The sequence below is a fragment of the Marinicella meishanensis genome (assembly GCF_019931145.1).
GTDB lineage: Bacteria > Pseudomonadota > Gammaproteobacteria > Xanthomonadales > Marinicellaceae > Marinicella > Marinicella meishanensis.
The window spans coordinates 72,098-94,540 of sequence record NZ_JAIOUV010000004.1; the positions used below are offsets into that span (position 1 = coordinate 72,098).

Annotated in this window: 22 protein-coding genes; 11 read left to right on the top strand and 11 right to left on the bottom strand. The window is 53.6% G+C overall.

Annotated elements, in window-relative coordinates:
* Positions 1–22 precede the first annotated feature (22 nt).
* Positions 23–871: a DUF3667 domain-containing protein gene (locus K7G70_RS07465; protein WP_223787993.1), complete on the top strand. Its 849-nt coding sequence runs from the start codon at positions 23–25 to the stop codon at positions 869–871.
* Positions 872–880: 9 nt separating this feature from the next.
* On the opposite strand, the gene K7G70_RS07470 is transcribed toward K7G70_RS07465, so the two are convergent.
* A complete protein-coding gene (locus tag K7G70_RS07470) occupies positions 881–1,228 on the bottom strand; it encodes a winged helix-turn-helix transcriptional regulator (RefSeq protein ID WP_223787994.1) in 348 nt (115 codons plus the stop codon).
* Positions 1,229–1,332: 104 nt separating this feature from the next.
* Here K7G70_RS07470 and K7G70_RS07475 point away from each other — a divergent pair, with 104 nt between their 5' ends.
* On the top strand, positions 1,333–2,097 hold the full coding sequence (locus K7G70_RS07475) for an SDR family NAD(P)-dependent oxidoreductase (protein ID WP_223787995.1): 765 nt from the start codon (positions 1,333–1,335) through the stop codon (positions 2,095–2,097).
* 8 nt (positions 2,098–2,105) lie between these two features.
* The gene (locus K7G70_RS07480; protein WP_223787996.1) at positions 2,106–2,771 is read left to right on the top strand and encodes a cupin domain-containing protein; all 666 of its coding nucleotides are present in this window, start codon (positions 2,106–2,108) and stop codon (positions 2,769–2,771) included.
* A 13-nt stretch (positions 2,772–2,784) separates the two neighbouring features.
* On the opposite strand, the gene K7G70_RS07485 is transcribed toward K7G70_RS07480, so the two are convergent.
* Positions 2,785–4,203, bottom strand: coding sequence for a right-handed parallel beta-helix repeat-containing protein (locus K7G70_RS07485; RefSeq protein WP_223787997.1), 1,419 nt, complete (start codon positions 4,201–4,203; stop codon positions 2,785–2,787).
* 274 nt (positions 4,204–4,477) lie between these two features.
* On the opposite strand from K7G70_RS07485, the gene K7G70_RS07490 reads away from it, so the two are divergent.
* The 7 genes from K7G70_RS07490 (at position 4,478) to K7G70_RS07520 (ending at position 12,038) form a co-directional block, all read left to right on the top strand.
* Entirely contained in the window at positions 4,478–5,113 is a 636-nt protein-coding gene (locus K7G70_RS07490; protein ID WP_223787998.1) for a TetR/AcrR family transcriptional regulator, read from the top strand.
* Entirely contained in the window at positions 5,110–6,078 is a 969-nt protein-coding gene (locus K7G70_RS07495) for an HlyD family secretion protein (protein ID WP_223787999.1), read from the top strand. The genes K7G70_RS07490 and K7G70_RS07495 overlap by 4 nt, the downstream gene beginning before the upstream one ends.
* Before the next feature lie 20 nt (positions 6,079–6,098).
* Positions 6,099–7,040, top strand: coding sequence for an ABC transporter ATP-binding protein (locus K7G70_RS07500; protein WP_223788000.1), 942 nt, complete (start codon positions 6,099–6,101; stop codon positions 7,038–7,040).
* Between the two features lie 7 nt (positions 7,041–7,047).
* Entirely contained in the window at positions 7,048–8,202 is a 1,155-nt protein-coding gene (locus tag K7G70_RS07505; RefSeq protein WP_223788001.1) for an ABC transporter permease, read from the top strand.
* A 102-nt stretch (positions 8,203–8,304) separates the two neighbouring features.
* Entirely contained in the window at positions 8,305–9,324 is a 1,020-nt protein-coding gene (locus K7G70_RS07510; protein ID WP_223788002.1) for a Fe(3+) ABC transporter substrate-binding protein, read from the top strand.
* A 55-nt stretch (positions 9,325–9,379) separates the two neighbouring features.
* The gene (locus K7G70_RS07515) at positions 9,380–11,011 is read left to right on the top strand and encodes an ABC transporter permease (protein WP_223788003.1); all 1,632 of its coding nucleotides are present in this window, start codon (positions 9,380–9,382) and stop codon (positions 11,009–11,011) included.
* Positions 10,995–12,038 (top strand): ABC transporter ATP-binding protein, encoded by a 1,044-nt coding sequence (locus K7G70_RS07520; protein WP_223788004.1) that lies wholly within the window; start codon positions 10,995–10,997, stop codon positions 12,036–12,038. The genes K7G70_RS07515 and K7G70_RS07520 overlap by 17 nt, the downstream gene beginning before the upstream one ends.
* A gap of 83 nt (positions 12,039–12,121) precedes the next feature.
* On the opposite strand, the gene K7G70_RS07525 is transcribed toward K7G70_RS07520, so the two are convergent.
* The 6 genes from K7G70_RS07525 to K7G70_RS07550 all read right to left on the bottom strand — a co-directional run bounded on the left by K7G70_RS07525 (position 12,122) and on the right by K7G70_RS07550 (position 17,512).
* The gene (locus tag K7G70_RS07525; RefSeq protein ID WP_223788005.1) at positions 12,122–14,299 is read right to left on the bottom strand and encodes a TonB-dependent receptor; all 2,178 of its coding nucleotides are present in this window, start codon (positions 14,297–14,299) and stop codon (positions 12,122–12,124) included.
* Between the two features lie 190 nt (positions 14,300–14,489).
* The gene (locus K7G70_RS07530) at positions 14,490–14,891 is read right to left on the bottom strand and encodes a zinc-ribbon domain containing protein (RefSeq protein WP_223788006.1); all 402 of its coding nucleotides are present in this window, start codon (positions 14,889–14,891) and stop codon (positions 14,490–14,492) included.
* Between the two features lie 59 nt (positions 14,892–14,950).
* Positions 14,951–16,201 (bottom strand): DUF819 family protein, encoded by a 1,251-nt coding sequence (locus tag K7G70_RS07535; protein ID WP_223788007.1) that lies wholly within the window; start codon positions 16,199–16,201, stop codon positions 14,951–14,953.
* A 116-nt stretch (positions 16,202–16,317) separates the two neighbouring features.
* Positions 16,318–16,602, bottom strand: coding sequence for a hypothetical protein (locus tag K7G70_RS07540; protein WP_223788008.1), 285 nt, complete (start codon positions 16,600–16,602; stop codon positions 16,318–16,320).
* Positions 16,599–17,177: an RNA polymerase sigma factor gene (locus K7G70_RS07545; RefSeq protein ID WP_223788009.1), complete on the bottom strand. Its 579-nt coding sequence runs from the start codon at positions 17,175–17,177 to the stop codon at positions 16,599–16,601. The genes K7G70_RS07540 and K7G70_RS07545 overlap by 4 nt, the downstream gene beginning before the upstream one ends.
* Entirely contained in the window at positions 17,150–17,512 is a 363-nt protein-coding gene (locus K7G70_RS07550; protein ID WP_223788010.1) for a DUF6249 domain-containing protein, read from the bottom strand. The genes K7G70_RS07545 and K7G70_RS07550 overlap by 28 nt, the downstream gene beginning before the upstream one ends.
* 125 nt (positions 17,513–17,637) lie before the next feature.
* On the opposite strand from K7G70_RS07550, the gene K7G70_RS07555 reads away from it, so the two are divergent.
* Complete coding sequence (locus K7G70_RS07555) at positions 17,638–18,663, top strand: FAD:protein FMN transferase (RefSeq protein ID WP_223788011.1); 1,026 nt, start codon at positions 17,638–17,640, stop codon at positions 18,661–18,663.
* 38 nt (positions 18,664–18,701) lie between these two features.
* On the opposite strand, the gene trhA is transcribed toward K7G70_RS07555, so the two are convergent.
* The 3 genes from trhA to purH form a co-directional block, all read right to left on the bottom strand.
* Entirely contained in the window at positions 18,702–19,349 is a 648-nt protein-coding gene (gene trhA, locus K7G70_RS07560) for a PAQR family membrane homeostasis protein TrhA (protein ID WP_223788012.1), read from the bottom strand.
* Between the two features lie 108 nt (positions 19,350–19,457).
* Positions 19,458–20,753, bottom strand: a complete 1,296-nt coding sequence (gene purD / locus K7G70_RS07565; protein WP_223788013.1) for a phosphoribosylamine--glycine ligase — start codon at positions 20,751–20,753, stop codon at positions 19,458–19,460.
* Positions 20,754–20,770: 17 nt separating this feature from the next.
* Entirely contained in the window at positions 20,771–22,348 is a 1,578-nt protein-coding gene (gene purH / locus K7G70_RS07570; RefSeq protein ID WP_223788014.1) for a bifunctional phosphoribosylaminoimidazolecarboxamide formyltransferase/IMP cyclohydrolase, read from the bottom strand.
* Between the last annotated feature and the right edge of the window lie 95 nt (positions 22,349–22,443).

Genomic DNA, 22,443 nt, shown 5'->3' on the forward strand with positions numbered 1-22,443 from the left:
ACCTTGAAACCCGCCATGACGAATGACTGAAGCAGACCCCTCAAGTCAAGCCTGTCCCAGTTGTGGCCAAACCATGGGCCAGGTTTTTTGTGGCCATTGTGGGGAACGCAAATTGGATGCCAAAAGCCGCTCCATGCGCCACATCATCAGCGACTACATTGAAAACGTCACCTCGTTTGAAAACAAAATTTGGCGCACCTTGGGCCTGTTATTGATCCGCCCAGGGTCGTTGGATCGCAAGTACCATGTGGGCGAACGCGTGCGGTATTTAAAACCCATCAGCTTGTTCCTGATCATCAACTTCCTGTTTGTGATTTTCTCGCCGATCACCGATTTCAATGTCAACCTGTATGACCAGCTAAACCTGCAACCTTACAGTGCCTGGATTCAACCGATCCACCAACAGCACTTTTTACCCACCTCTGGTTTGGATCCGGCCACCTACGCCGCTCAATACAACCAGTCGGTGGTGATTCTGGCGCGCTCCACCATCATCATCCAAGCCTTGTTGTTTTTCTTGTGCGCCTGGCTGATCAATTGGCAACGGGGTTATTTCGCCGGTGATCATCTGGTGTTTGCGCTGAATTTCCACAGCTGGTACATGGCTTGGATCGTGTTGTTGATGCTGTGTCTGCATGCGGTGGATTGGTTGGTCAATCTGCTGGGCTTGGACTTGATATACGGTTATTGGTACTTTCTGTTGCTGCCGGTGGGCACCGCCATTTACCTGCTGCTGGCGGTCCACACTTTGTACCAACGGACCTGGTGGCAAACCTTGCTGCAAGCCGCGCTGTTGTTTGCAGCGATGCGCCTGGTGCACACCGTGTATCGCTTGATTCAGTATTTTTTGGTCACCGCCGTCATTGAGTGACCAGTGTCTTCAAGCCGGTGCTTGTTGATCAATCAGTTGTTGCAAGGCTTGGATGTGGTCCACGGTGGCAATGAAATGCTCGCCCAGTGCCGTGACTCGGTATTCCACCCGCGGCGGTATTTCCGGATAAGCGATTTTTTCCAGGATGCCAAACTGCAGGTTGCGCCGCAAACACTCGTTCAAAACCTTGGTGCTCAGCCCCTCCACCGCTCGCACCATTTCACCCGGGCGGTTGATGCCATTGGCCAACAATTGATACACGGTTAAGGACCATTTGCAGCCGAAGATGGTCTCGACCATGCGGGCGCCATCCACGGGTGCTGTTTGTCTGGAAAATTTTTTCTCTTTTGGATTCATGAATTTAGCCCAATGGGTACCCACCACACCGGTTGGTACCTGCTTTTTTTGTGCCGTTTCACATCATAACATGGGCCCCATCAATGACAACCGGAGAACCCAAAATGAACCCATTCAAAGCCAACAGCAGCGCCCTGATCATCGGCGGTTCCAGTGGCATGGGCTTGGCCACCGCCCAACAATTGTTGTCCGACCAAGTGCAGGTCACCTTGGTCGGTCGCCAGCCAGAGAAACTGGCGGCGGCCCAACAACATTTGGCCCGCTGGGGCCAGGCCGAAAGCCATGCTGTTGACCTGCTTGACGAGGCCGCCGTAGACGCCTTCATTCAGCGGCTCAAAGACCAGACTTTTGATTATATGGTCAATGCCGCCGGCACCTTTGCCCCCAATGACTTTGTCAACCACACCGCGGCGGAATACGACCGCTATGCGGGGCTGAACAAAGCCACCTTTTTGATCACCCAGGCGGTGGTCAAAAACATGCAACATCAGCGCTTTGGCGCCATCGTCAACATCGGTTCCATGTGGGCCAAACAAGCGGTCAAAGCCACCCCGTCATCGGCCTATTCCATGGCCAAAGCCGGCTTGCATGCCTTGACCCAACACCTGGCCATGGAGTTGGCAGCGGATCAAATCCGGGTCAATGCAGTGGCACCGGCGGTGGTCAAAACCCCCATTTATGAATCATTCATCGATCAAGATGAAGTCGATGCCACCTTGGCAGGATTTGACTCATTTCATCCCATTGGTAGAATTGGGACTGCCGATGAGGTGGCCCAAACCATCGCTTTCCTGTTGTCGAACCAAGCCAATTGGGTCACCGGCGCCATTTGGGACGTTGATGGTGGGGTCATGGCCGGGAGAAATTGAGCAAACGCATGAAAGATGACAACTTGAACCTGGATTTCAGCCAGCGGGTGGTGATCGAAACCGCCCGGCTGGATTGGTCGCCCAGCCCATCCCCCACGGTGTTCCGCAAACGCCTGGCCCGGGCCGGGGCCGAATCGGGCCATGCCACCAGTGTGGTCAAGTATGAACCCGGCGCCCGCTTCAAAACACACCACCACCCACGGGGCGAAGAAATCCTGGTGTTGGACGGGGTGTTTTCTGACGAGCACGGCGATTACCCAGCCGGCACCTACCTGCGCAATCCAGATGGCAGCTCACACGCGCCGTTCAGCGAACCGGGCTGCACCCTGTTGGTGAAGCTGTGTCAGTTCCAAGCCAAAGACCAACAACAGCTGCGCATCGATACCAAGGAAACCCCATGGCAACCTGGCATCGGTGGGTTGCAAGTGATGCCCTTGCACAGCCACGGCAGTGAACACACGACCCTGGTGAAATGGCCCGCCGGTGAGGTCTTCCAACCCCACACCCATTTTGGTGGCGAAGAGATTTTTGTCCTCTCAGGCACCTTCCAAGACGAACACGGTCGCTACCCGGCCGGTACTTGGATCCGCAGCCCCCACCTCAGCAGCCACCATCCTTTTGTCGAAGAAGAAACCGTCATTTGGGTCAAAACAGGGCATTTGTTGGACGCTTGAGTCTACCAGTAAATCAAAGCTCAAACCCCTGACAAAACACCCACTCAGGATGGTGTTCACCCGCCCAAATACAATTGAAACCCGCATGACCCAACCGTTCACATGCTGAACCAACGACAGGGATGTAATCAGCACCCAACTGCGGATCTGTGAGCCATGAATTCAAATCAAAACCCAAATTTTGCCATTGGGCAAAATCGTAAATGGCACCCAGGTCTCCCCAAGAACCAGCGGCCCCGAAATAATTGACCACCTGTGCTTGGCCTTCATCGAACAGACAATTGTGATCCGAGACCAAGCCAACACCGGCATTGAACTGACTGTCTGGCCCATACTCCCAAATCGAGTAATCGGAATTGAGCAGAATGTTCTTTGCTACCTGAGCCTCAAAAGCACCCAATTGAACGCCTGGGATGTAAACATCACTGCCTTGGTTGAGTTGGATGGCCCCAGAAACCACGGTGTTGTGGGTGATTTCAGTGTCCCAGGTGAATGGCTGCTGGGTACCGTCTTCATCATGAATCACCACCGCTGCATTCAAAATCAAATTGCCTTTGATCTCGGTGCGGTTTTGATTGCTTTTGATCGCCACCCCTTCTGACAGGTCATGAAAATGATTGCGGTAAATGCGTGTGTACCCACCGTTGCCCAACACCGACTCCCCATGTTTGTAGTACAGACCAGAGCCTGCCCCATAAAACTCATTGCCTTCAACCAGCACATCACTGGCCTGAAAGAACTTGAGGAAAAAACTGTTGCCATTGGACCCATTGGTGGTTTCATAGTCATGGAACACTGAATCCTCAATGCGCACATTCTGGTAACTGTGAACGGTGAGGAATCCGCTGTTGTTGAAGTAGCGCACTTGACTGATTTCGATGTTGGTAAAACTGATGTCTTGCCCAGGAATGTCAATGCCCAAGCGAATGGCTTCGTGCAAGCAATTTTCTATGACCAAATTGGCAAACCGATAATGAGAGCGTCGATCAATGATCACGCATCGCTCTGACCAATCACCTTGAATTCTGGCGACACCTCCAGGATAGCCTTTGATCGTCAAAGGATCCGCAGCGGTTGGTAATGGCATTGCCCTGAGGGCATATTTATTCAAGTTCATGATTGCCACATCGCCTTCAATGGTCACCTTGGTTTGGTAGTTGCCCGGCAACAGGTAAACCACGTCGCCTGCTGCTGCGGGCGCCAAGGCGTCTTGCAACGAAGCCGGATCTGCGTAAGTACCGGTGCCATCGCCATTGGGACTGGCATAATGACAAACCGATGGCGCTTGGGCTTCGCATATCACGCCTTGCCCAAGGGGGTTGTCCGTTGGCTTGATCACCTTGATTTCTGGGTGACGGGAACCTTTGGCCATGGCCAATCCACACAGACTTAAGCACAGGGCCAGCAACCAGGCCACTGAGGAATAATTCATTGGAGCCGATTGATGTCTCATGTGGCAAGTTTGTTTGAACATGGTGTTGGAACGGTTGATGAGGGTGTCTAATTGTATACACAAATTGATCTGAGATCTGCGAACCAATTTTGATTTTCAGGGCTTAAACAAAACATGAATTCTCTGGTTCTGGTCTCCACTCAATTGGTCATGAACTGTCCATTGACACCACCTTGTGACGCTTTTGATTGACAATCAGGTCATAAAAACTATAATGACTGACCAGTCAGTTATTTAATAAAGTGAAATCAACATGAAAAAACGTGCCATCAGTGACGACGCCAAAGCCGAAAAAAAACAGCGCATGCTTGATGCCGCGTTGGATGAGTTTTATGAAAAAGGGTTTACGGCGGCACGCATGGACGACATCGCGGCCCGTTGTGGGCTGTCCAAAGGCACCTTGTATTTGTATTTCAATTCCAAAGAAACGTTGTTCAATGGCTTGATCGAAACCGTGGCCAAACCCAAACAAGGGCACATCGTGCACATGCTGCAGGCCGCGCCTTCGGCGCATCTGGCACTGACCGCCTTGACCGAGTTTGTGCCCCAAGTCATCGCTGAGGGACGCTTGCCCAAATTGATCAAAATCCTGATCGGTGATTGCAAGGCCTTTCCAGAGATCATTCAAGGCTACCGCAAAAAAGTGATTGAACAGGCTTTGGCCGCCCTCGCCGAGTTGTTTGAGCGCAGCAACCAAAGCGGTGAAACCCGCATTGCACAACCGGCGCTGTTTGCCCGATTGGTGGTGGCACCGGTGGTGTTGTCGGCCATTTGGCAGGCCGTTTTCGCGCAAGATGGTGATCCCCCACTGGACTTGAAAGCCTTGTTTGTTCTGCATCGCCAGATGTTGATGAACGCCCTGACCATGGACCCAACGGAGGACGCATGAAGAACCCAATGAAGGCCCAACTAAGGCCAAAAATCTGGCTGCCCATAGGTGCATTCTTGTTGATGCTGGGTTGTACCGGCTCGGAACCTGAACCCACCATCACCGGTTACATCGAAGCCGAGTGGCGCCATTTGGCCGCGCCGCAATCTGGCTGGTTGACCACCATGGAACTGACCGAAGGCGATGCCATCTCACCGGGCTTACCCTTGTTTCAATTGGACGCCACCCAACAACAAGCGGGGGTGGCACAAGCCCAGCAAAACATGCTGGCTGCCGAAGCAGCCTTGGCCGACTTACACAAGGGTGCCCGACCCGAGGAACTGGCGGCCTTGACGGCGCGCATTCAAGCCTCCCAAGCACGGCTTGACTTGGCCAACACCGAACAACGGCGCATGCAGTCTTTGGTCAAACAAGGACTGATCAATCAAGAACAGTTGGATCAGGCCAACACCGAACTGGCCATCAGTGACTCTGACCTCAAAGCCCTGCAGCAAGAAATTGCTGTCGCGGGTTTGGGTGGTCGCGTGGACCGCTTGTTACAAGCAGAGGCCCAGGTTCAGGCCGCCGCAGCGCAATTGACTGCCCAGCAAGACGCCTTGGCAAAACGCTCGGTGGCCAGCACCATGACCGCCGTGATCAATGAAGTACATTACCACCCTGGTGAATTTGTGCCGGCCACGGCACCGGTGTTGACCGTGCGCTTGACCGATCAGGACAAGGTCCGTTTCCACCTCAGCCAAGCCCACCTGCCTACCATCAAGCTGGGGCAATCGGTGCAAATCAGCGCCGATGGCCTCGATCAGCCCCTCACCGCCCACATCAGCCACATCAGCAGCAGCGCGGAATTCACCCCACCCGTGATTTACAGCCAAGGGGTTCGCGATAAGCTGGTGTTTCTGATCGAAGCCCGCTTGGCAGCCGGCCAATCCTTGCCGCCGGGTTTACCGGTTGAGGTGCAATGGTGAACCAGCCAGCAGTCAAGCCCATGAATGACGCCCAATTGGCCATAGATGTGCGGGGTTTGGTCAAAGCCTTTGACGGCCACCCGGTGGTCAATGGCATCGACATCCAAATGCCCAAAGGCCAAGTATGGGGCTTCCTCGGGCCCAATGGCTCCGGTAAAACCACCACCATTCGCATGATTTGTGGCTTGCTCAAACCCACCGCTGGTACCGGACTGTTTTTGGGCCATGACATCATCACCGAGGCTGAAATCATCAAGCGGTCCACCGGTTACATGACGCAGAAATTTTCCTTTTGGGCCGACCTGTCAATCCGCCAAAACCTCGAGTTTGTGGCCCGGTTGTACAACCAGCCCAACACCCGGGTATTGGTTGACGAAACCCTGGACGCATTGGGCTTAACCCACCGCCAAAATCAATTGGCCGGGGCCCTGTCAGGCGGCTGGAAACAACGCCTGGCCTTGGCCGCCGTGACCATGCACCGACCCCAGTTGCTGCTGTTGGATGAACCCACAGCCGGGGTGGATCCCCAAGCGCGGCGGGATTTTTGGGATCAGATTCACCGCTTTTCCGACCAAGGCATGACCATTCTGGTTTCCACCCATTACATGGATGAAGCGGAACGTTGTGATCAGATTGTCTACCTGGCCCACGGTGAATTGATCACCCAAGGCACGGTCAAAGACGTGATCAGCCAATCCGGTTTGAAAACCTTCAAAGGCTCTGGACCGCAGGTGCGGCAGATGGCGACCTGGCTCAAAGGCCAAGCCGGCATCGAACACGTCGCCTACTTCGGCAATGCCCTGCATGTCAGCAGCACCGACCCAGCCGCTTTGGCGGCGGCCATCCAACGCAGTGCACAACAAGCCGCTGACATCAAATGGCAAGCGGTGGAGCCCAGCTTGGAAGACACCTTTATCGCCTTGATGGCCCAAAGCGGCGCCGATCAGCGAACCCACGGATGAATCACCCATGAGTACACCGCATACAACCCAATGGTCACATTGCAGCAGTCGCATCAATGCCATCCTGCGCAAAGAATTCATCCAAATGTTCCGCGACCGCATGACCTTTGCCATGATGCTGGCCATCCCCTTGATGCAGCTGATGTTGTTTGGGTTTGCCATCAACACCGATCCCAAACACTTGCCCACCGCGGTTTATGCCGAAGACAACTCACCGTTGGTGCGCAGCATCATTCGGGGCTTGTCGGTGTCGGAGTACTACCACATCACCCACCGCTCAAGCAGCCCCCAAGAAAACAGTGACTTGTTGGCCCGTGGCGATGTGGCCTTTGCGGTGCATGTGCCGGCCGGCTTCAGCGACCAATTGATCAAGGGCCTGCGGCCGCCGTTGTTGATCGAAGCCGATGCTTCCGACCCTTCGGCTTCATCCAATGCCATCGGCCGCATCCAGGACATCATCAACCAGGCACTGCGGCATGACTTGACGGGGCCGCTGCAACACCTGGCCACTTCACCCGGCCCGGTGTCGGTGATCGTCCACCCCCGTTACAACCCGGAAGGCAAATCTCAATACAACATTGTGCCTGGCCTGTTGGGGGTGATCCTGACCATGACCCTGGTGATGATCACCTCCATGGCCATGACCCGCGAAGCCGAAACCGGCACGTTGGAGAACCTGCTGGCCATGCCGGCCCGGCCAATTGAAGTGATGTTGGGCAAGATCCTGCCCTATGTGGTGATTGGTGGGGTACAAACCGGGGTGGTGCTGTTGGCCGCCCACCACGTGTTTGCCGTGCCCTTCATAGGCCCGTTACCAGATTTGCTGTTAGGGGTGATGCTGTTCATCGTCACCAACCTGGCTTTGGGGTTCACCTTTTCTACCCTGGCCCGCACCCAAATGCAGGCCATGCAACTGACGTTCTTTTTCTTTTTGCCATCCATCCTGTTGTCCGGCTTCATGTTCCCGTTCCGCGGCATGCCCGGATGGGCTCAAGCCATCGGTGAAGTGCTGCCTTTGACCCACTTCCTGCGCATCATCCGCGGCATCATGCTCAAAGGCACCGATTTGATGGACCACCAACCAGACCTGCTGGCCTTACTGGCATTCACCACCGTGATCGGCTTGATCGCCATCACGCGTTACAAACAAACTTTGGATTGACTGAACAATTTGTCCGGCATGGACGGGGTCAATCTATTCTTTACAAATAATAATCATTTTCATTAAAATAACAGCTTTCTTGATCAACCCAATCAGAACCCCATGAAACCACCCATCCTTTTGCCGTTCATCGCCCTGCTGATCCTGAGTGCTTGTGCCGAACAAGCCAACCCCGAACTCAATATCTACTCTTCGCGCAAAGAAGCCTTGATCAAGCCGGTGTTGGATCAATTCACCGCTGCCACCGGTATCGAAGTGAATTTGGTCACCGGTAAAGACGATGCCTTGATCGAGCGCTTGCGCGCTGAAGGCGCTGCATCCCCAGCCGATGTGCTGATCACGGTGGATGCCGGACGTTTGTACCGCGCCAAAGCCCAAGGCTTGACCCAAGCCATCAACAGCACGGTGGTCACCCAAGCCATTCCGGCGACTTATCGGGATCCAGACAATCACTGGTTTGGTTTGTCTCTGCGCGCCCGACCCATCATGTACGCCAAAGATCGGGTCGACCCCAGCACGTTGACTGATTACGCCTCGATCACTGCACAGCAATGGCAAGGAAAAGTGTGTATTCGATCATCATCCAACATCTATAACCAGTCGCTGGTGGCGTCCATGATTGCCAGTGAGGGTGTCGAAGCCGTCGAAACCTGGGCTGCTGGGGTGGTGAACAATTTTGCCCGCCAACCGGTGGGTGGCGACCGCGATCAAATCAAAGCCGTGGCCGCCGGTCAATGTGACTTGGCCGTGGCCAACACCTATTATTTATTTGGCATGTTACAGTCAGACGATGCGGCCGAAGTTGCAGCCGCAGAACAAGTGGCGGTGTTTTGGCCCAACCAGGCCGACCGCGGCACCCACGTCAACGTCTCCGGCATCGCCGTGACAAAAGCGGCGAAAAACCGGGACCACGCCCAACAACTGCTGGAGTTTTTGGTGCAAGCCGAGGCCCAAAGTTGGTATGCCAACGCCAACGGTGAATACCCGGTAACCGCCGACATCGAAGCACACCCCCTGTTGGCGGCCTGGGGTGACTTCAAAAAGGACGCCTTGAACTTGTCTCGATTGGGTGAATTGAATCCCGAAGCGGTGAAAATCATGGACCGTGCCGGCTGGCCTTAAACCACCAAACCGGGTAACATGTGAAGCCTTGAACAGATGATCCCAACCCGTTTTTTTGAAACCCAGAATCCATAAATCAGCAACCTGGCTGTGGCTGTTGTCGCTGGTCTTTGTGTTGCCTTTTGTTGCCTTGCTGTGGCAAGCCGTCACCCCCGAGTCGGCGGTCTGGCAACACCTGTCGACCACCGTTCTACCAGTCTATTTGCAACAGTCTTTGTGGTTGTTGTTGGGGGTCGGGGTGGGCACTTTGCTGCTGGGTGTCAGCACCGCCTGGTTGGTGGCTCGTTATGTGTTTCCTGGGCACCGGCACTGGCAATGGCTGTTGATTCTGCCGATGGCCATGCCAGGCTACATCGTCGCCTATGCCTACACTTGGTGGTTGGATGTGGCCGGACCCTTGCAAAGCACATTGCGGGCGCAATTCGGCTGGTCATTTGACGATTATTGGTTCCCCAACATCCGCTCTCTGGGTGGCGCCGTGCTGGTCTTGACTGTGGTGTTGTATCCCTACGTTTATTTGTTGTCCCGCGCGGCCTTTCAACAGCTCTCCAAACAAATGTGGGAAGCCCACCAATTGGCCGGCGGCCAAAACTTCTTTCGACGCATGGCCTTGCCTTTGGCCCGGCCGGCCATCTTTGGTGGCTTGGCCTTGGTGATGATGGAAACTTTGGCCGATTATGGCACCGTGCAGTTTTTTGGCATCAACACCTTGACCACCGGCATCTTCAAAACCTGGTTTGGTTTGGGCTCATTGTCAGGCGCGGCCCAAATCGCGTGTTTGCTGCTGGGCCTGGTGTTGTTGATCATGGGACTGGAAAAAGTCTGGCGTGGAGCGGCCCGCTATGATGTGGTCAATGATGGCCTGCCAGGCACACAAAAAACAACCTTGCGCGGTTGGCGGGCTTGGCTCGGCACCTTGTGGTGTGGCCTGGTGGTCGGCCTGGGCTTCGTGGCACCGCTGGTGCTGTTGTTGTTGATGGCGGGACAATCCCAAATCAAGCTGTGGTGGACTGACTTCATGGCGCTGATCATCAACACCTTTTGGGTGGCCAGCTTGGCGGCCTTGGTCACTGTGGCGGTGGCTTTGTTGGCCCAATACGTCAAACGCCACACCCACCACCGGCCGACCCAAAGACTGGTTCAAAGCCTGGGTTTGGGCTATGCCATTCCCGGCTTGGTGATCGCTGTGGGCGTGTCCATGGCTTATGGCTGGTTGGACCAAGGCATCAATGGGTTGCGCGCTTGGTATGCCGATGCGCCGGCCATGTTGTTCTTCAGTGGCGGCTTCATCGCTTTGATCACTGCCTATGTGATCCGTTTTTTGGCCGTGGCCATGAAACCATTGGAGGCGGCTTATCAAGGCATCAGCCACACCTATGATGAAGCCAGCCTGTTGACCGGTAACAGCCACCAACAAACTTTTCGCCGCATCCATTGGCCCTTGTTGAAAAGCAGCCTGTGGACCGCCGCGTTGTTGGTCTTTGTCGATCTGCTCAAAGAATTGCCTGCCACCTTGGTGCTCAGGCCATTTAATTTCAACACCCTGGCCGTCAAAGCCTATGAATTGGCCTCGGATGAACGCCTGGCCGATGCCGCCATTCCGGCTTTGAGCATTGTTGCTGTGGGTTTGTTGCCTGTGTTATTGTTGAACAAAAGAATCAATCGTGCCCATGACAACCACCCTTGAATTGCAATCAGTGGCATTTGCTTATGACCACCAGAACCTGCTGCAAGACATCAGCTTGCAAATCCAAGCCGGACAAATCGGCTGTTTGCTGGGCCCCAGCGGCTGTGGCAAAAGCACCCTATTGCGGCTGGTGGCCGGCTTTGAACAACCCCGTTCAGGCGACATATTCATAGACCAACAACTGATCGCCAATGCCCAACACCACAAACCACCCCAAGAACGACAAGTGGGCATGTTGTTTCAAGATTTGGCCTTGTTTCCGCACTTGTCGGTGCGTGACAACATCGCCTATGGCTTACAGGCATTGGGTGCGGCTGAGCGCCAAAACAGAATCAAGCAGCTGTTGGACTTGTGTCGAATCCAAGGTCATCAATCGAAATTCCCACACCAACTCTCTGGAGGCCAAAAACAACGGGTGGCTTTGGCCCGCGCCATGGCACCCAAACCCAAGTTGATCTTGTTGGATGAACCATTTTCCAGTGTCGATACGGGGTTGCAAGGCGACTTGGCTTTGGAGGTGAAATCGATGCTTCAAGCCGATCAATCCACTGCCTTGTGGGTAACCCACTCCATTGATGAAGCTTTTGCCGTGGCCGATCAAATGGGCGTGATGTTGTCTGGTCAGTTGCGACAATGGTCCAGCCCGCATGATTTGTATGAAACACCTGCCCATCCGGCGGTGGTGACCTTCCTCAATCACGCCAATTTAGTCAGCGGTCAATGCACCAAAGATGGTCAAATCGAAACACCCCTGGGGACCTTGTCATTGGCCAATCCCGAGCAATTTACCGCCGACCAAAAGGTGCAAATTGGCATTCCCAAACACCACATCAAGGTCACCGATGCCACCCCCAATGCGGTGGTCTCACAAACGATTTATCAGGGCGACCATCACCTGATCACTGCCACCTTAAACCAGGGCGGCGTGGTGCAATGGCCACAAGCCCAAGCCTTGTCCAAACAACAAGCAGTGGCCCTGCAGGTGGGTACCAAACAAGGTTATGTGGGGTTTGCTGACCCAAGCTGACGCGCAAAAAAATCAGCCATGGCGAAACCATGGCTGATTTTGGTTGGTGACTTGACAGCCACCTCAGGGGGTTGGGTCCTCGGTCAGAAGCGCCAGTTGGCCGTCAACCGGGCATTCAATGGAGCACCCACCGTTGCTTGGTGCGTGCTGTGGGCATTGGGAAAATACAGTTCATCGGTCAAGTTTTCCACATTCAACTGGATGCTGAACTGATCCGACAGGTCGTAATATGCCGCGGCATCAAAGCGGGTGAAACTGGGCAATTTGGCCGAGTTGCTGTTGTTGATGAAACTCTCGTCTTGGTAAGTAAAACCAAAACCCATGCCGAACTGATCGTTTAATTGGAAGTTATTCCACAGTGAGAACGTATTCTCAGGCAATTCACGGGGGCGCAAGCCAGTGTTGCCACTGCGATTCACTTGCTCGCCATCCAAATAGCTGTAGCCAGCCGAGATGAACCATTGGTCATTGATTTGGCCTTTCAGCTGGGCCTCAAATCCGGTGATTTCAGAATCAATCACATCCAAAGTGGCCGGGTCATCGTCAGCCACCTGCGGGGAACTTTGTTCAATTTCAAAGAGCGCTGCGGTCAAACTCAAACCTTGGGCAAAATCCCACTTAAAACCGGCTTCCAGGTTGGTGAAGGTATTGGGATCGAGTTGGTTGTTGTTGCCATTGATGTTGGCAAACTGTTCACCACTGCGCGGCAAGAACGACTCGCTGTAACTGGCATACAATGACATGTCTTCTTGGGGTTTGAAGATCAAACCGGCTCGAGGTAACACTTCTTCATCTTTGCGGCTGCGGGTTTCGGCGGCCACGACATTGAATACTGTGATGTCAAAACTGTCGAAGCGGGCCCCCAAAATTAAATCCAATCGGTCTGAAAGCTGGATTTCGTCTTGTACGTACGCTGAGAACACCTCGATGTCCACGTGGGTGTCGTCGTTCAAATCAGCGGTGAAATCGTTCATGGTGGGATTGCCCGAAGCATTCACACCCACGCCATTGCGCAGATCCAAGGGCCGGTTGATGACAAAGATTTCGTTGTCATCCAGGGTGGTGTTCCAGAACGCGTTGTAACGGTCTTGATCTGAGGCGGTGTCGATGAATTCGACGCCAGTGATCAGGGTGTGCTCCACATCACCGGTCATGAATTGACCAATCAAATTACCGGAAACGATCAGGTTTTCCCGTTGGGTGGTGTCCACATAACCGTCCAAGGTGACCACATCAGGGCTGTTGGCCTGGTCGTATCCAGACACGTAAAAGTTTTGATAGAACTTGTCATAATCGCCGTAAAAGGCACTGAAGTTGCCTTTCAGGTTGTCACTGAAGGCGTGTTGCAACGAAGCGCGGAACAGGTGTGCTTCCAGGGCATTCAAATTCAGACTGGGATCGCCAAACACGATGTCTTCAAAGGCTGCAACCGGTCGACCATTGGTGCCGGTGGGGATGCCGCGATCAATGAATCGCTCATGATCCACATACTCATATGACAGGTCCAAAGTGGTGTCGATGCCCAAGGCAAAACGTGCGGTGGGGTTGATGCCCACGCGGTCACCGTCAAAAAAGTCGCGGTGGTTTTCCAAGCCCTCAAACATGGCATTGATGCGGAAGGCTGAATGATCTCCGGTGTCAAAATTGCTGTCGATTTGGAGGCCAAAACTGCCGAATGAATCGACACTGGTTTGCAACTCATTGAAGGCCATGCCCAACACCCCTTTCTTGGTGACCCGGTTCAAGATACCGCCGGTACCGCCTCGACCAAACAACAAAGCATTGGGGCCTCGCAAAATCTCAACCTGCTCCAGGTTATACAACGGGCGGTAGTATTGCACATCGTCTCGCACACCATCGATGAAGAAGTCGGCGGTTGATCGCACCCCACGAAACACCACCGAATCTCGGTGACCTTCACCTTGTGAGGTGTTCACTCCTGGCGTGTAATCGATGATGTCGCTGATGCTGTCAAAGCCTCGCAATTTGATTTCATCGGCAGTCATGATGGTCAAACTTTGTGGCACATCAATGATCGGCGTGGGCGTCTTCAGGGCATTGATTTGATCCGCATACAAAAAATTTCCCTGCACCACCAAGGTGTCCAGGTTCTCATCTTCATCGCTTTGTGTTGGTGAGTTCGACTGATCCACTTTGGGATCAACGGCCGGTTCAGAATGGGTTTGGGCAATGACGGAAAAAGTGAACAGCATGGCGAACAGGGCTGACAGAACCAGCTGTTTGTTTGAGTTGGATTTCATGTTGAAATGATTGTAAGAATGAATATGTGCGAATTTTATTGATAACGAGAATGATTGTCAATTACGTTATAAACAATTTTTTAACATCACCTGGCGATTGCTTAAACCGCCTTCACTCAGCACCCTTGATCGACATCACCCGTTATCAGCAGACTTTGGGTTGACTGTCAGGTCAGAGCGTGACTGCAGATCACTCAGTCAGTTGTTTTTTGACAAAATCTATGCGCGCCGTGTTGGCTTTGGCTCCGAATTTTGGGTAAAGCTCAAGCAGTTCCAACCACACTTTGAGAAATGAGCGATCAGCAATCACCGCTGACATGTCCTGAATGTATTGCTGTTGCATTTGCCGGAGCGTTGTTCTGATTGATTTCATGGTTTTGTAGCAAGGCCCACACAGCTCACGGTGGGCCCACATATAGACTTTCTTGACTTCAAAAGCCTCTTTTTGATCTTTGGCGAGGAACACAGCTTCCTGCCGGCACTTTTTACAGGTGTATTTTTTATCCTGATAATCATCACCCAGAAATTCGTGGCCCACTGAACGTTTTGAGGCTGCCGAATAGGCGTCTTTGTTGATGCGGTATTTTTTCATGGTTTAAACACGTATACCCGGATCAAGTCAGGAAATAACAGGGTTTCATATCACTGAAATCATCCCGCCAACGATTGCAAAATGATGCCGGTGAGCATGGCGGCGGAGGTGCCGACCACGTAACCGAGCACGGCCAGCAGCACGCCGACCGGGGCCAAGGCGGAGTGGAAGGCCGAGGCCACCACCGGTGCCGAGGCGGCACCACCGACATTGGCTTGGGAGCCCACTGCCAGGAAGAACACCGGGGCCTTGATCAACTTGCCCACCACCAACAACAAGATGGCATGGGTGGCGATCCAAATGCCGCCAATCACGAACAAGAAGGGTTTGATTTGGGTGACGTCCATTTTCAAGCCGATGGTCGCCACCAGCATGTAAACAAACAAAGATCCAACACCTGAGGCGCCCACCCCTTCCAGGCGCTTGGCGCGGGTGAAGGACATCACCACACCACCGATGGTGGCCAAAATGACCAGCCAGAAAAAGGTCGAATCCAGGTTGAATTCAGCCAACAGCGGTAAATGGTCTTTGATGGCCGGGCCCAACCAATTGGCGATGGCATGTGACAAACCGGTGAGGCCAAAAGCAATGGCGGCCATGAACACCAAGTCTGGCAAAGTCACGGCTTTGCTGTGCTCTTTCTGGAAGGTTTCCATTTTCAACTTGATGCGTTCGATGGCCTCGACATCGGCCCCGGTTCGGGCATCGATTTTTGCCGCACGGGCCGCCATCAACAACAAAATCGCCATCCAGATGTTGGTCCACACCACATCAATCGCCACCATTTGGGTGAAGGCAGCATCCGACACTTCCCACACCTCTTTCATGGCGGCCTGGTTGGCACCACCGCCGATCCAGGAACCGGCCAAAGTGGTCATGCCGCGCCAAATCTCCTCTGCCCCGGAAGCAGCAAACGCATCGGGATACAACGCCCGGGTTGCCAAAAAAGCAATCGGCGCGCCGATGACAATGCCCAAGGTGCCGGTAAAAAACATGATGCCGGCTTTCGGTCCCAGGCGGATGATGCCTTTGAGGTCGATACTCAAAGTCAACAACACCAGCGCCGCCGGCAACAGATAACGTGAAGCCATGTAATACAAATTGGACGCATCCGGATCGACCAAGCCAAATGTGGTCAGGAACGACGGCAACAGGTAACACATCAACAAGGCCGGGACAAAGGTGTAAAACTTGACCCAGAAAGGGTGCTGACTTTGTTTGGTATAGAACACCAAACCCAAGATGGTTGCCAACACGCCGAACAACACGGCATCACTTTGGATTAAATACTGATGGGTTTCGTCTTTCATCGAAGTCTGCACCAATTCAACTGCCATCAGTGTATCAAATCAGCTCAAGTAAGTGCTTGAAAATTGACTGAAAATCCAGCGCCTGTTGGCACCTTCTGCTGGTTCAGCTTTGGGCCCTAATGACTGGTCAGGGTGTCGGTCCACAACCAGATGACAAACACCCCGATGCCGAACAGCAACAGGCCATTGATCGGGGTGAACAACTGCGACCAGACCAGGCTGGGCAGCATCCACCACAAGTAAACCAAGGTCAACAACACGCCCAACACACAAAACCAGACCATGATGCGGCGACGGCGGGCTTGCACCACCGCCAATTGTTGCAGCAGTTGCTGGCGAAAATGGGCCCCATCCAAAGGCTGGTGGTAGGCCAAAATGTCTTCGATGGATTGGTCATTCATGAGTTCACCTGTTGGGTTGACTGGGGATGTTGAAGGTGTTTTCTGAGCTTGGTTTTACCCCGTTGGATCAAGGATTTGATGGTGCCCAAAGGCAATTCGGTCACCGTTTGGATTTCACCATGACTCATGCCCACGGCACAAGACAGGGTGATCACCGCCCGCTCTTTGTGATTTAAGATGCGCATCAACCGCTCGGCGTCTAAGTCGGCTTCAGCCGGGTTGCGATGCAAAACGGCGCTGTGCACCTCGGCATCGAAACTCACCGTCTGTACCGCCTGACAGCCGCGCAAAAACAAACGATAGGCAATGGTGTGTAGCCAAGAACTGAAGGTCCCGGTGGATTGGTATTGGTGAATTTTGCGGTAAGCCAACAAAAAGGTTTCTTGGGCCAAATCTTCGGCGGTGGCGTGATCGCCCGCAGCCAGGCGCCGCAGGAAATGCCGAATCAAACCTTGGTGCAGCTGCACCAGGCGTGCAAAAGCCGCGTGGTCATCACGGGTGACTACGCGGTTAACCAATGACAAGACCGTGTCTTGATTCACCAGTTTCAGTCGTCGTACTTGTTGACTTTCCAAACCAGTAAAAACCCCGCGCCGACAAAAAATGGAAACAGTGACAAGCCGCGAAACACCTTGGCCGTGTCGTCTTCAGGAATGATCAAACTGAAACAAAACACCGCCGCACCGATCGCTGCCATTATGATACCACGGCGAAAGTCTTTGTAGCGAGGAGAGCGGTCCTGGTGCAGTTTTTCAATCATTTCGGGCGTCACATCAATGCCTTTGTCGAGGCTTTTTTCCAGCAATTCATGGGTTTTGATTTTCAGCTTGTGGCGATTAACCATGTGCACAAAAATCAACATGGCCAAGGTAAAAATGATGACGAATAAGATGGCTGCTTCAACGGTCATGGGACTCCTGTTTTTCAGATGATGATGTCTTAATAGAGACCAGGATGCTGTGCTTTGGATGCAAGAACCTCAAATTTATCCACAGACTGTGATCAATCCACAACCAAATGAACTAAAATATCATCATGAAAAAGGCCTTGTTCACTGTTTGTTTTTGCTGGTTGATGGCGGGTTGTGAATCAATCAATCTGACGCCCACCAAGCATCAATTGTTTGTGTTCGGCACTTTGGTGGAGTTGAACTTGTGGCACGACGATCCTGCACAATCCCAAGCCGCCATCGAGCAAATCAGCGACACCTTCAATGCCATGCATCACCAATGGCACGCTTGGAAACCGGGCCGCTTGGATGACATCAACCAGGCTTTGCGCCAGGGTCAAACGGTGACTTTGACCGCAGAGGAGTTGTCCTTTCTGCAACAAACCCGTGACCTGGCTGTGCAGTCAGATCACTTGTTCAACCCGGTGATTGGCGAACTGGTTAACCTGTGGGGCTTTCACACCGATGACTACCCCATTTTGACCCCACCACCGGAGACTGATGAGATCCAAGCGCTGGTATCCCAGCAGCTGACCGTGGATGATTTGCACTTCAATGGCCAACAGTTGAGCAGCGACAATCCGCGCGTGTGGCTGGATTTTGGCGGCATCGCCAAAGGCTATGCGGTGGACCAAGCCATGTCCCTCTTGCGTCAACACGGCATCAACAACGCCATCGTCAATGCCGGTGGCGACTTGCGCAGCATGGGTGACAAAGGCAAAAACCCCTGGCGCATCGCCATCCAATCACCCACCGATTGGTCGATGGTGGCCGAACTGACCATTGATGGTGATGAAGCGGTGTTCACGTCAGGCAATTACCAACGTTACAAAGCCTTTGATGGCCAGCGTTACTCCCACATCATTCACCCCAAAACCGGCATGCCGGTGGCAGAAATTGTGTCAGCGACTGTGATCAGTGGTTCTGGCATCCAGGCCGATGCGGCGGCCACGGCCTTGGTGGTGGCAGGCAGTGATCAGTGGCATGCAACGGCCCAAAAAATGGGCATTGAAGAAGCCTTGATCATCACCGGTGAGCTGAGCTGTCAAGCCACCAAAAAAATGTTGAATCGATTGCAGAACCTGACCTTGAATTGTCAAGTGGTGGACTGATTGCTGTGGCAACCAGCTCAGGTTTGCTGACTCAGGGATCAAACCCCCACATAGCCATACACCGCGACAAAATGACAGCCACTGCCCAACAACACAAATACATGGAAGATGGCGTGGTTGAAAGGGATTTTTTTGATCGCATACAGCACCGCACCCAGGGTGTAGGCAATGCCGCCGGCAATCAGCCAACTCAGACCCGTGGCCGGCAAGTTGGCGGCCAAGGGTTTGATGGCAAACACAATGGCCCAACCCATCAGCACATATAACAGGGTTGACCCCAACTCAAAGCGGCCGGTGAAAAAGACCTTCAACACGATCCCCACCAAAGCCATGCTCCAAGCTGCGATCAAGATGCCATAACCCAAAGTCCCGGGCAAAGTCACCAACATAAAGGGCGTGTAGGTACCCGCGATCAACAGGTAAATGGCGGCGTGATCCAGCACCCGCAGTTTGCGGCGCAGCGCCGGTTTTTGACTGGCATGGTAAACCGCTGAGGCGGTGTACAACAACATCAAACTGACCCCAAACACGGTGAAGCCGACCACTTGGGCGGTGCTGCCAGCCTGAATGGCTTCGATCAGCAGCAACACCAGACCCACCACGCTGAGCAGCAGGCCCAACAAGTGCGAACCAATGTTGACCTTTTCTTCGAGCGGTGGGTAGTATTTAACGGGATTTGCAGTCATTTCAGTTTACATGTGTACGCTATAATCACAGTATAACACTGTTTTCTGCCGCGCCTGCAAAAAAGGCACCCGCAGGTGCCTTTTTAATCGCTGACTGGCAAGCCGTTTTTACAAGGCTTTGAAGCCGATGTCAGTGCGGTAGTACTCGCTGCCCCAAGTGATTTGCTTGACCGCGTTGTAAGCCTTGGCTTGGGCCTTGGCCAATTCGGCATCCAGCGCACACACGCACAACACCCGACCACCATTGGTCACCACCGCGTCACCGGCCTGGGCGGTACCGGCATGGAACACCTTGACCTCGTCGGTGACTTGGTCCAGGCCTTGGATTTCATGGCCTTTGCCATAGGCGCCGGGATAGCCTTGTTCGGCCATAACCACACCCAAGGCACTGCGCGGGTCCCACTGGATTTCGGTTTGGTCGAGCTGGCCTTCAATGGCGGCCAAACACAGTTGGTCCAGATTGCTTTGCAAGCGGGTCATGATCGGTTGGGTTTCGGGGTCACCAAAGCGGACATTGAATTCCAGCACTTTGGCTTGACCGGCCGCATTGATCATCAAGCCGGCATACAAAAACCCGGTGAATGGCATGCCGTCTTGGGCCATGCCATCCAAGGTTGCCTGGATGACGTGTTCAGCCACCTGGCGGTCAATCTCCGGCGTCACCACCGGAGCCGGTGAATAAGCCCCCATGCCGCCGGTGTTGGGTCCCACATCGCCATTGTCGCGGGCTTTGTGGTCTTGTGAGGTGGCCATGGGAATGAAGTTCTGACCGTCGGCTATGACGATGTAGGAGGCCTCCTCTCCTTGTAAAAATTCTTCGATGATGATGCGACTGCCGGCCTCACCAAACTTGTTATCAGACAGCATGTCTTCCACCGTCGCCTGCGCTTGTGACAGGTTCTCGGCGATCACCACCCCTTTGCCTGCGGCCAAGCCATCGGCTTTGATCACGATGGGGAATGACTGCTTGGCCAAATATTGATGGGCCGCCAGCACATCGGTGAATTCACCATAAGCGGCCGTGGGAATGCCGTGACGCAGCAGAAAATCTTTGGCAAACGCTTTGGACCCTTCCAGTTGCGCCGCTTGGGCACTGGGGCCAAAGCAAGCAATATTGGCCGCCGACAAGGCATCCACCAGACCATCCACCAACGGCTGTTCGGGGCCAACCACCACCAAACTGATGTCATTGGCTCGGCAAAAATTAATCACTGCGGCGAAGTCATTCACGGCCAGATCGACATTTTCGGTGTTGGGTTCCCGTGCGGTTCCGGCGTTGCCGGGTGCCACAAAAGTGTGGCTGACGGTGGTCGATTGCGCCAAACGCCAGGCCAAGGCATGTTCGCGTCCGCCCGATCCAATGACCAACACCCGATTCTGGGTTTTGTTCGTGACTTGATTCATGAGATTTCCTTTTTTGTTCAGTGATTAAAATGGCGCATGCCAGTGAAGATCATCGCCATGTCGTGCTCATTGGCGGCTTGGATCACTTCTTCATCGCGGATCGAGCCACCGGGTTGAATGACCGAGGTGATGCCCGCCTGAGCCGCGGCATCGATGCCATCACGGAAGGGGAAAAACGCATCCGAAGCCATGGCTGATCCGGCCACTTTCAAGCCGGCATCATCGGCTTTGATGGAGGCGATGCGGGCCGACACCACCCGACTCATCTGGCCGGCGCCAACGCCAATGGTTTGTCCGTTTTTGGCATACACAATGGCATTGGATTTGACCCACTTACCGACCCGCCAAGCAAAGGCCATGTCGGCCAATTCTTGTTTGGATGGTTGGCGTTTGGTCACCACTTGTGCTTCATTGACATCGATCATTTGGATGTCGGCATCTTGCACCAACAAGCCGCCACTGACCCGTTTGTACATCAACCAAGGTTTGTTGGCGGTGGGAATTTCTCCACAACAGATGACCCGCAGGTTTTTCTTGGTGGCGAAAATTTTCAGGGCGTCTTGATCAAAATCAGGCGCCACAATCACTTCGGCAAATTGTTTGTCGAGGATGGTCTCGGCGGTTTGACCGGTGAGTTTGCCGTTGAAGGCCAACACCCCACCAAAGGCCGAGGTGGGATCGGTGGCAAAGGCTTTCAGATAAGCCAGTGTGTGGTCTGTTTCGACCGCCACCCCACAAGGGTTGGCGTGTTTCACGATCACACAAGCCGGTGTGTCTTTAAATTCTTTGACGCAGGACAGGGCCGCATCGGCATCGGCAATGTTGTTATAGGACAAGGCCTTGCCTTGGATTTGCCAGGCGTGGCCAATGGTGCCTGAGGCCGGATTTTGTTCGGTGTAAAAGGCCGCTTTTTGGTGTGGGTTTTCACCATAACGCAACTCTGAGCGGTGCTTGAATTGTTGCGTGAAATAACGCGGGAAATCTTCTTGTTCCTCGGTGTCATTGATGGCACTGAGGTAATTGGCAATCAAACCATCATAGCGGGCGGTGTGGGCAAAGGCTTTGGCTGCCAGGATGTGTCGGTTGGCGTGCGAAATGCCCCCATAGGTGGTCAATTCATCCAGCATTTCTTCGTAGTCATCGGGATTCACCAACACCGTCACCCGGTCATGATTCTTGGCCGCGGCGCGAATCATGGCCGGACCACCGATGTCGATGTTTTCGATGGCTTCTTCCAAGCTCACATCGGGTTTCATGATGGTCGATTCAAAGGGGTATAAGTTGACCACCAACAAGTCAATGCCTTCAATTCCATGCTGGTTCATCACCTCATCATCCACCCCATGTCGGCCCAACAAAGCGCCATGGACTCGGGGGTGCAGGGTTTTGATGCGGCCATCCATCATTTCCGGAAATTCGGTGTATTCGGAAATTTCGGTGACCACCATGCCGGCTTGTTCCAGCATTTTTGCGGTGCCACCAGTGGACAAGATTTCGACGCCCAAACGGGCCAGTCCTGAGGCCAACATTTCGATGTTGGTTTTATCGGAAACGCTGATGAGAACCCGTCTGATGGGTACGCGATTTTGAGCCATGACTAGAATGTGTGATCAATCAGGAAGCCGCGTATTATACAGGATTGCAATGGGGGGTTCATGCAGTTTTTGAACGGATCAAGCCCAGCGAACCA

What these genes read in the sequence shown, in the direction of transcription:
- K7G70_RS07465 (WP_223787993.1), top strand. Translation starts at nt 23, where the DNA reads ATGACTGAAGCAGACCCCTCAAGTCAAGCCTGTCCCAGTTGTGGCCAA.
- K7G70_RS07470 (WP_223787994.1), bottom strand. Translation starts at nt 1,228, where the DNA reads ATGAATCCAAAAGAGAAAAAATTTTCCAGACAAACAGCACCCGTGGAT.
- K7G70_RS07475 (WP_223787995.1), top strand. Translation starts at nt 1,333, where the DNA reads ATGAACCCATTCAAAGCCAACAGCAGCGCCCTGATCATCGGCGGTTCC.
- K7G70_RS07480 (WP_223787996.1), top strand. Translation starts at nt 2,106, where the DNA reads ATGAAAGATGACAACTTGAACCTGGATTTCAGCCAGCGGGTGGTGATC.
- K7G70_RS07485 (WP_223787997.1), bottom strand. Translation starts at nt 4,203, where the DNA reads ATGAATTATTCCTCAGTGGCCTGGTTGCTGGCCCTGTGCTTAAGTCTG.
- K7G70_RS07490 (WP_223787998.1), top strand. Translation starts at nt 4,478, where the DNA reads ATGAAAAAACGTGCCATCAGTGACGACGCCAAAGCCGAAAAAAAACAG.
- K7G70_RS07495 (WP_223787999.1), top strand. Translation starts at nt 5,110, where the DNA reads ATGAAGAACCCAATGAAGGCCCAACTAAGGCCAAAAATCTGGCTGCCC.
- K7G70_RS07500 (WP_223788000.1), top strand. Translation starts at nt 6,099, where the DNA reads ATGAATGACGCCCAATTGGCCATAGATGTGCGGGGTTTGGTCAAAGCC.
- K7G70_RS07505 (WP_223788001.1), top strand. Translation starts at nt 7,048, where the DNA reads ATGAGTACACCGCATACAACCCAATGGTCACATTGCAGCAGTCGCATC.
- K7G70_RS07510 (WP_223788002.1), top strand. Translation starts at nt 8,305, where the DNA reads ATGAAACCACCCATCCTTTTGCCGTTCATCGCCCTGCTGATCCTGAGT.
- K7G70_RS07520 (WP_223788004.1), top strand. Translation starts at nt 10,995, where the DNA reads ATGACAACCACCCTTGAATTGCAATCAGTGGCATTTGCTTATGACCAC.
- K7G70_RS07525 (WP_223788005.1), bottom strand. Translation starts at nt 14,299, where the DNA reads ATGAAATCCAACTCAAACAAACAGCTGGTTCTGTCAGCCCTGTTCGCC.
- K7G70_RS07530 (WP_223788006.1), bottom strand. Translation starts at nt 14,891, where the DNA reads ATGAAAAAATACCGCATCAACAAAGACGCCTATTCGGCAGCCTCAAAA.
- K7G70_RS07535 (WP_223788007.1), bottom strand. Translation starts at nt 16,201, where the DNA reads ATGAAAGACGAAACCCATCAGTATTTAATCCAAAGTGATGCCGTGTTG.
- K7G70_RS07540 (WP_223788008.1), bottom strand. Translation starts at nt 16,602, where the DNA reads ATGAATGACCAATCCATCGAAGACATTTTGGCCTACCACCAGCCTTTG.
- K7G70_RS07550 (WP_223788010.1), bottom strand. Translation starts at nt 17,512, where the DNA reads ATGACCGTTGAAGCAGCCATCTTATTCGTCATCATTTTTACCTTGGCC.
- K7G70_RS07555 (WP_223788011.1), top strand. Translation starts at nt 17,638, where the DNA reads ATGAAAAAGGCCTTGTTCACTGTTTGTTTTTGCTGGTTGATGGCGGGT.
- trhA (WP_223788012.1), bottom strand. Translation starts at nt 19,349, where the DNA reads ATGACTGCAAATCCCGTTAAATACTACCCACCGCTCGAAGAAAAGGTC.
- purD (WP_223788013.1), bottom strand. Translation starts at nt 20,753, where the DNA reads ATGAATCAAGTCACGAACAAAACCCAGAATCGGGTGTTGGTCATTGGA.
- purH (WP_223788014.1), bottom strand. Translation starts at nt 22,348, where the DNA reads ATGGCTCAAAATCGCGTACCCATCAGACGGGTTCTCATCAGCGTTTCC.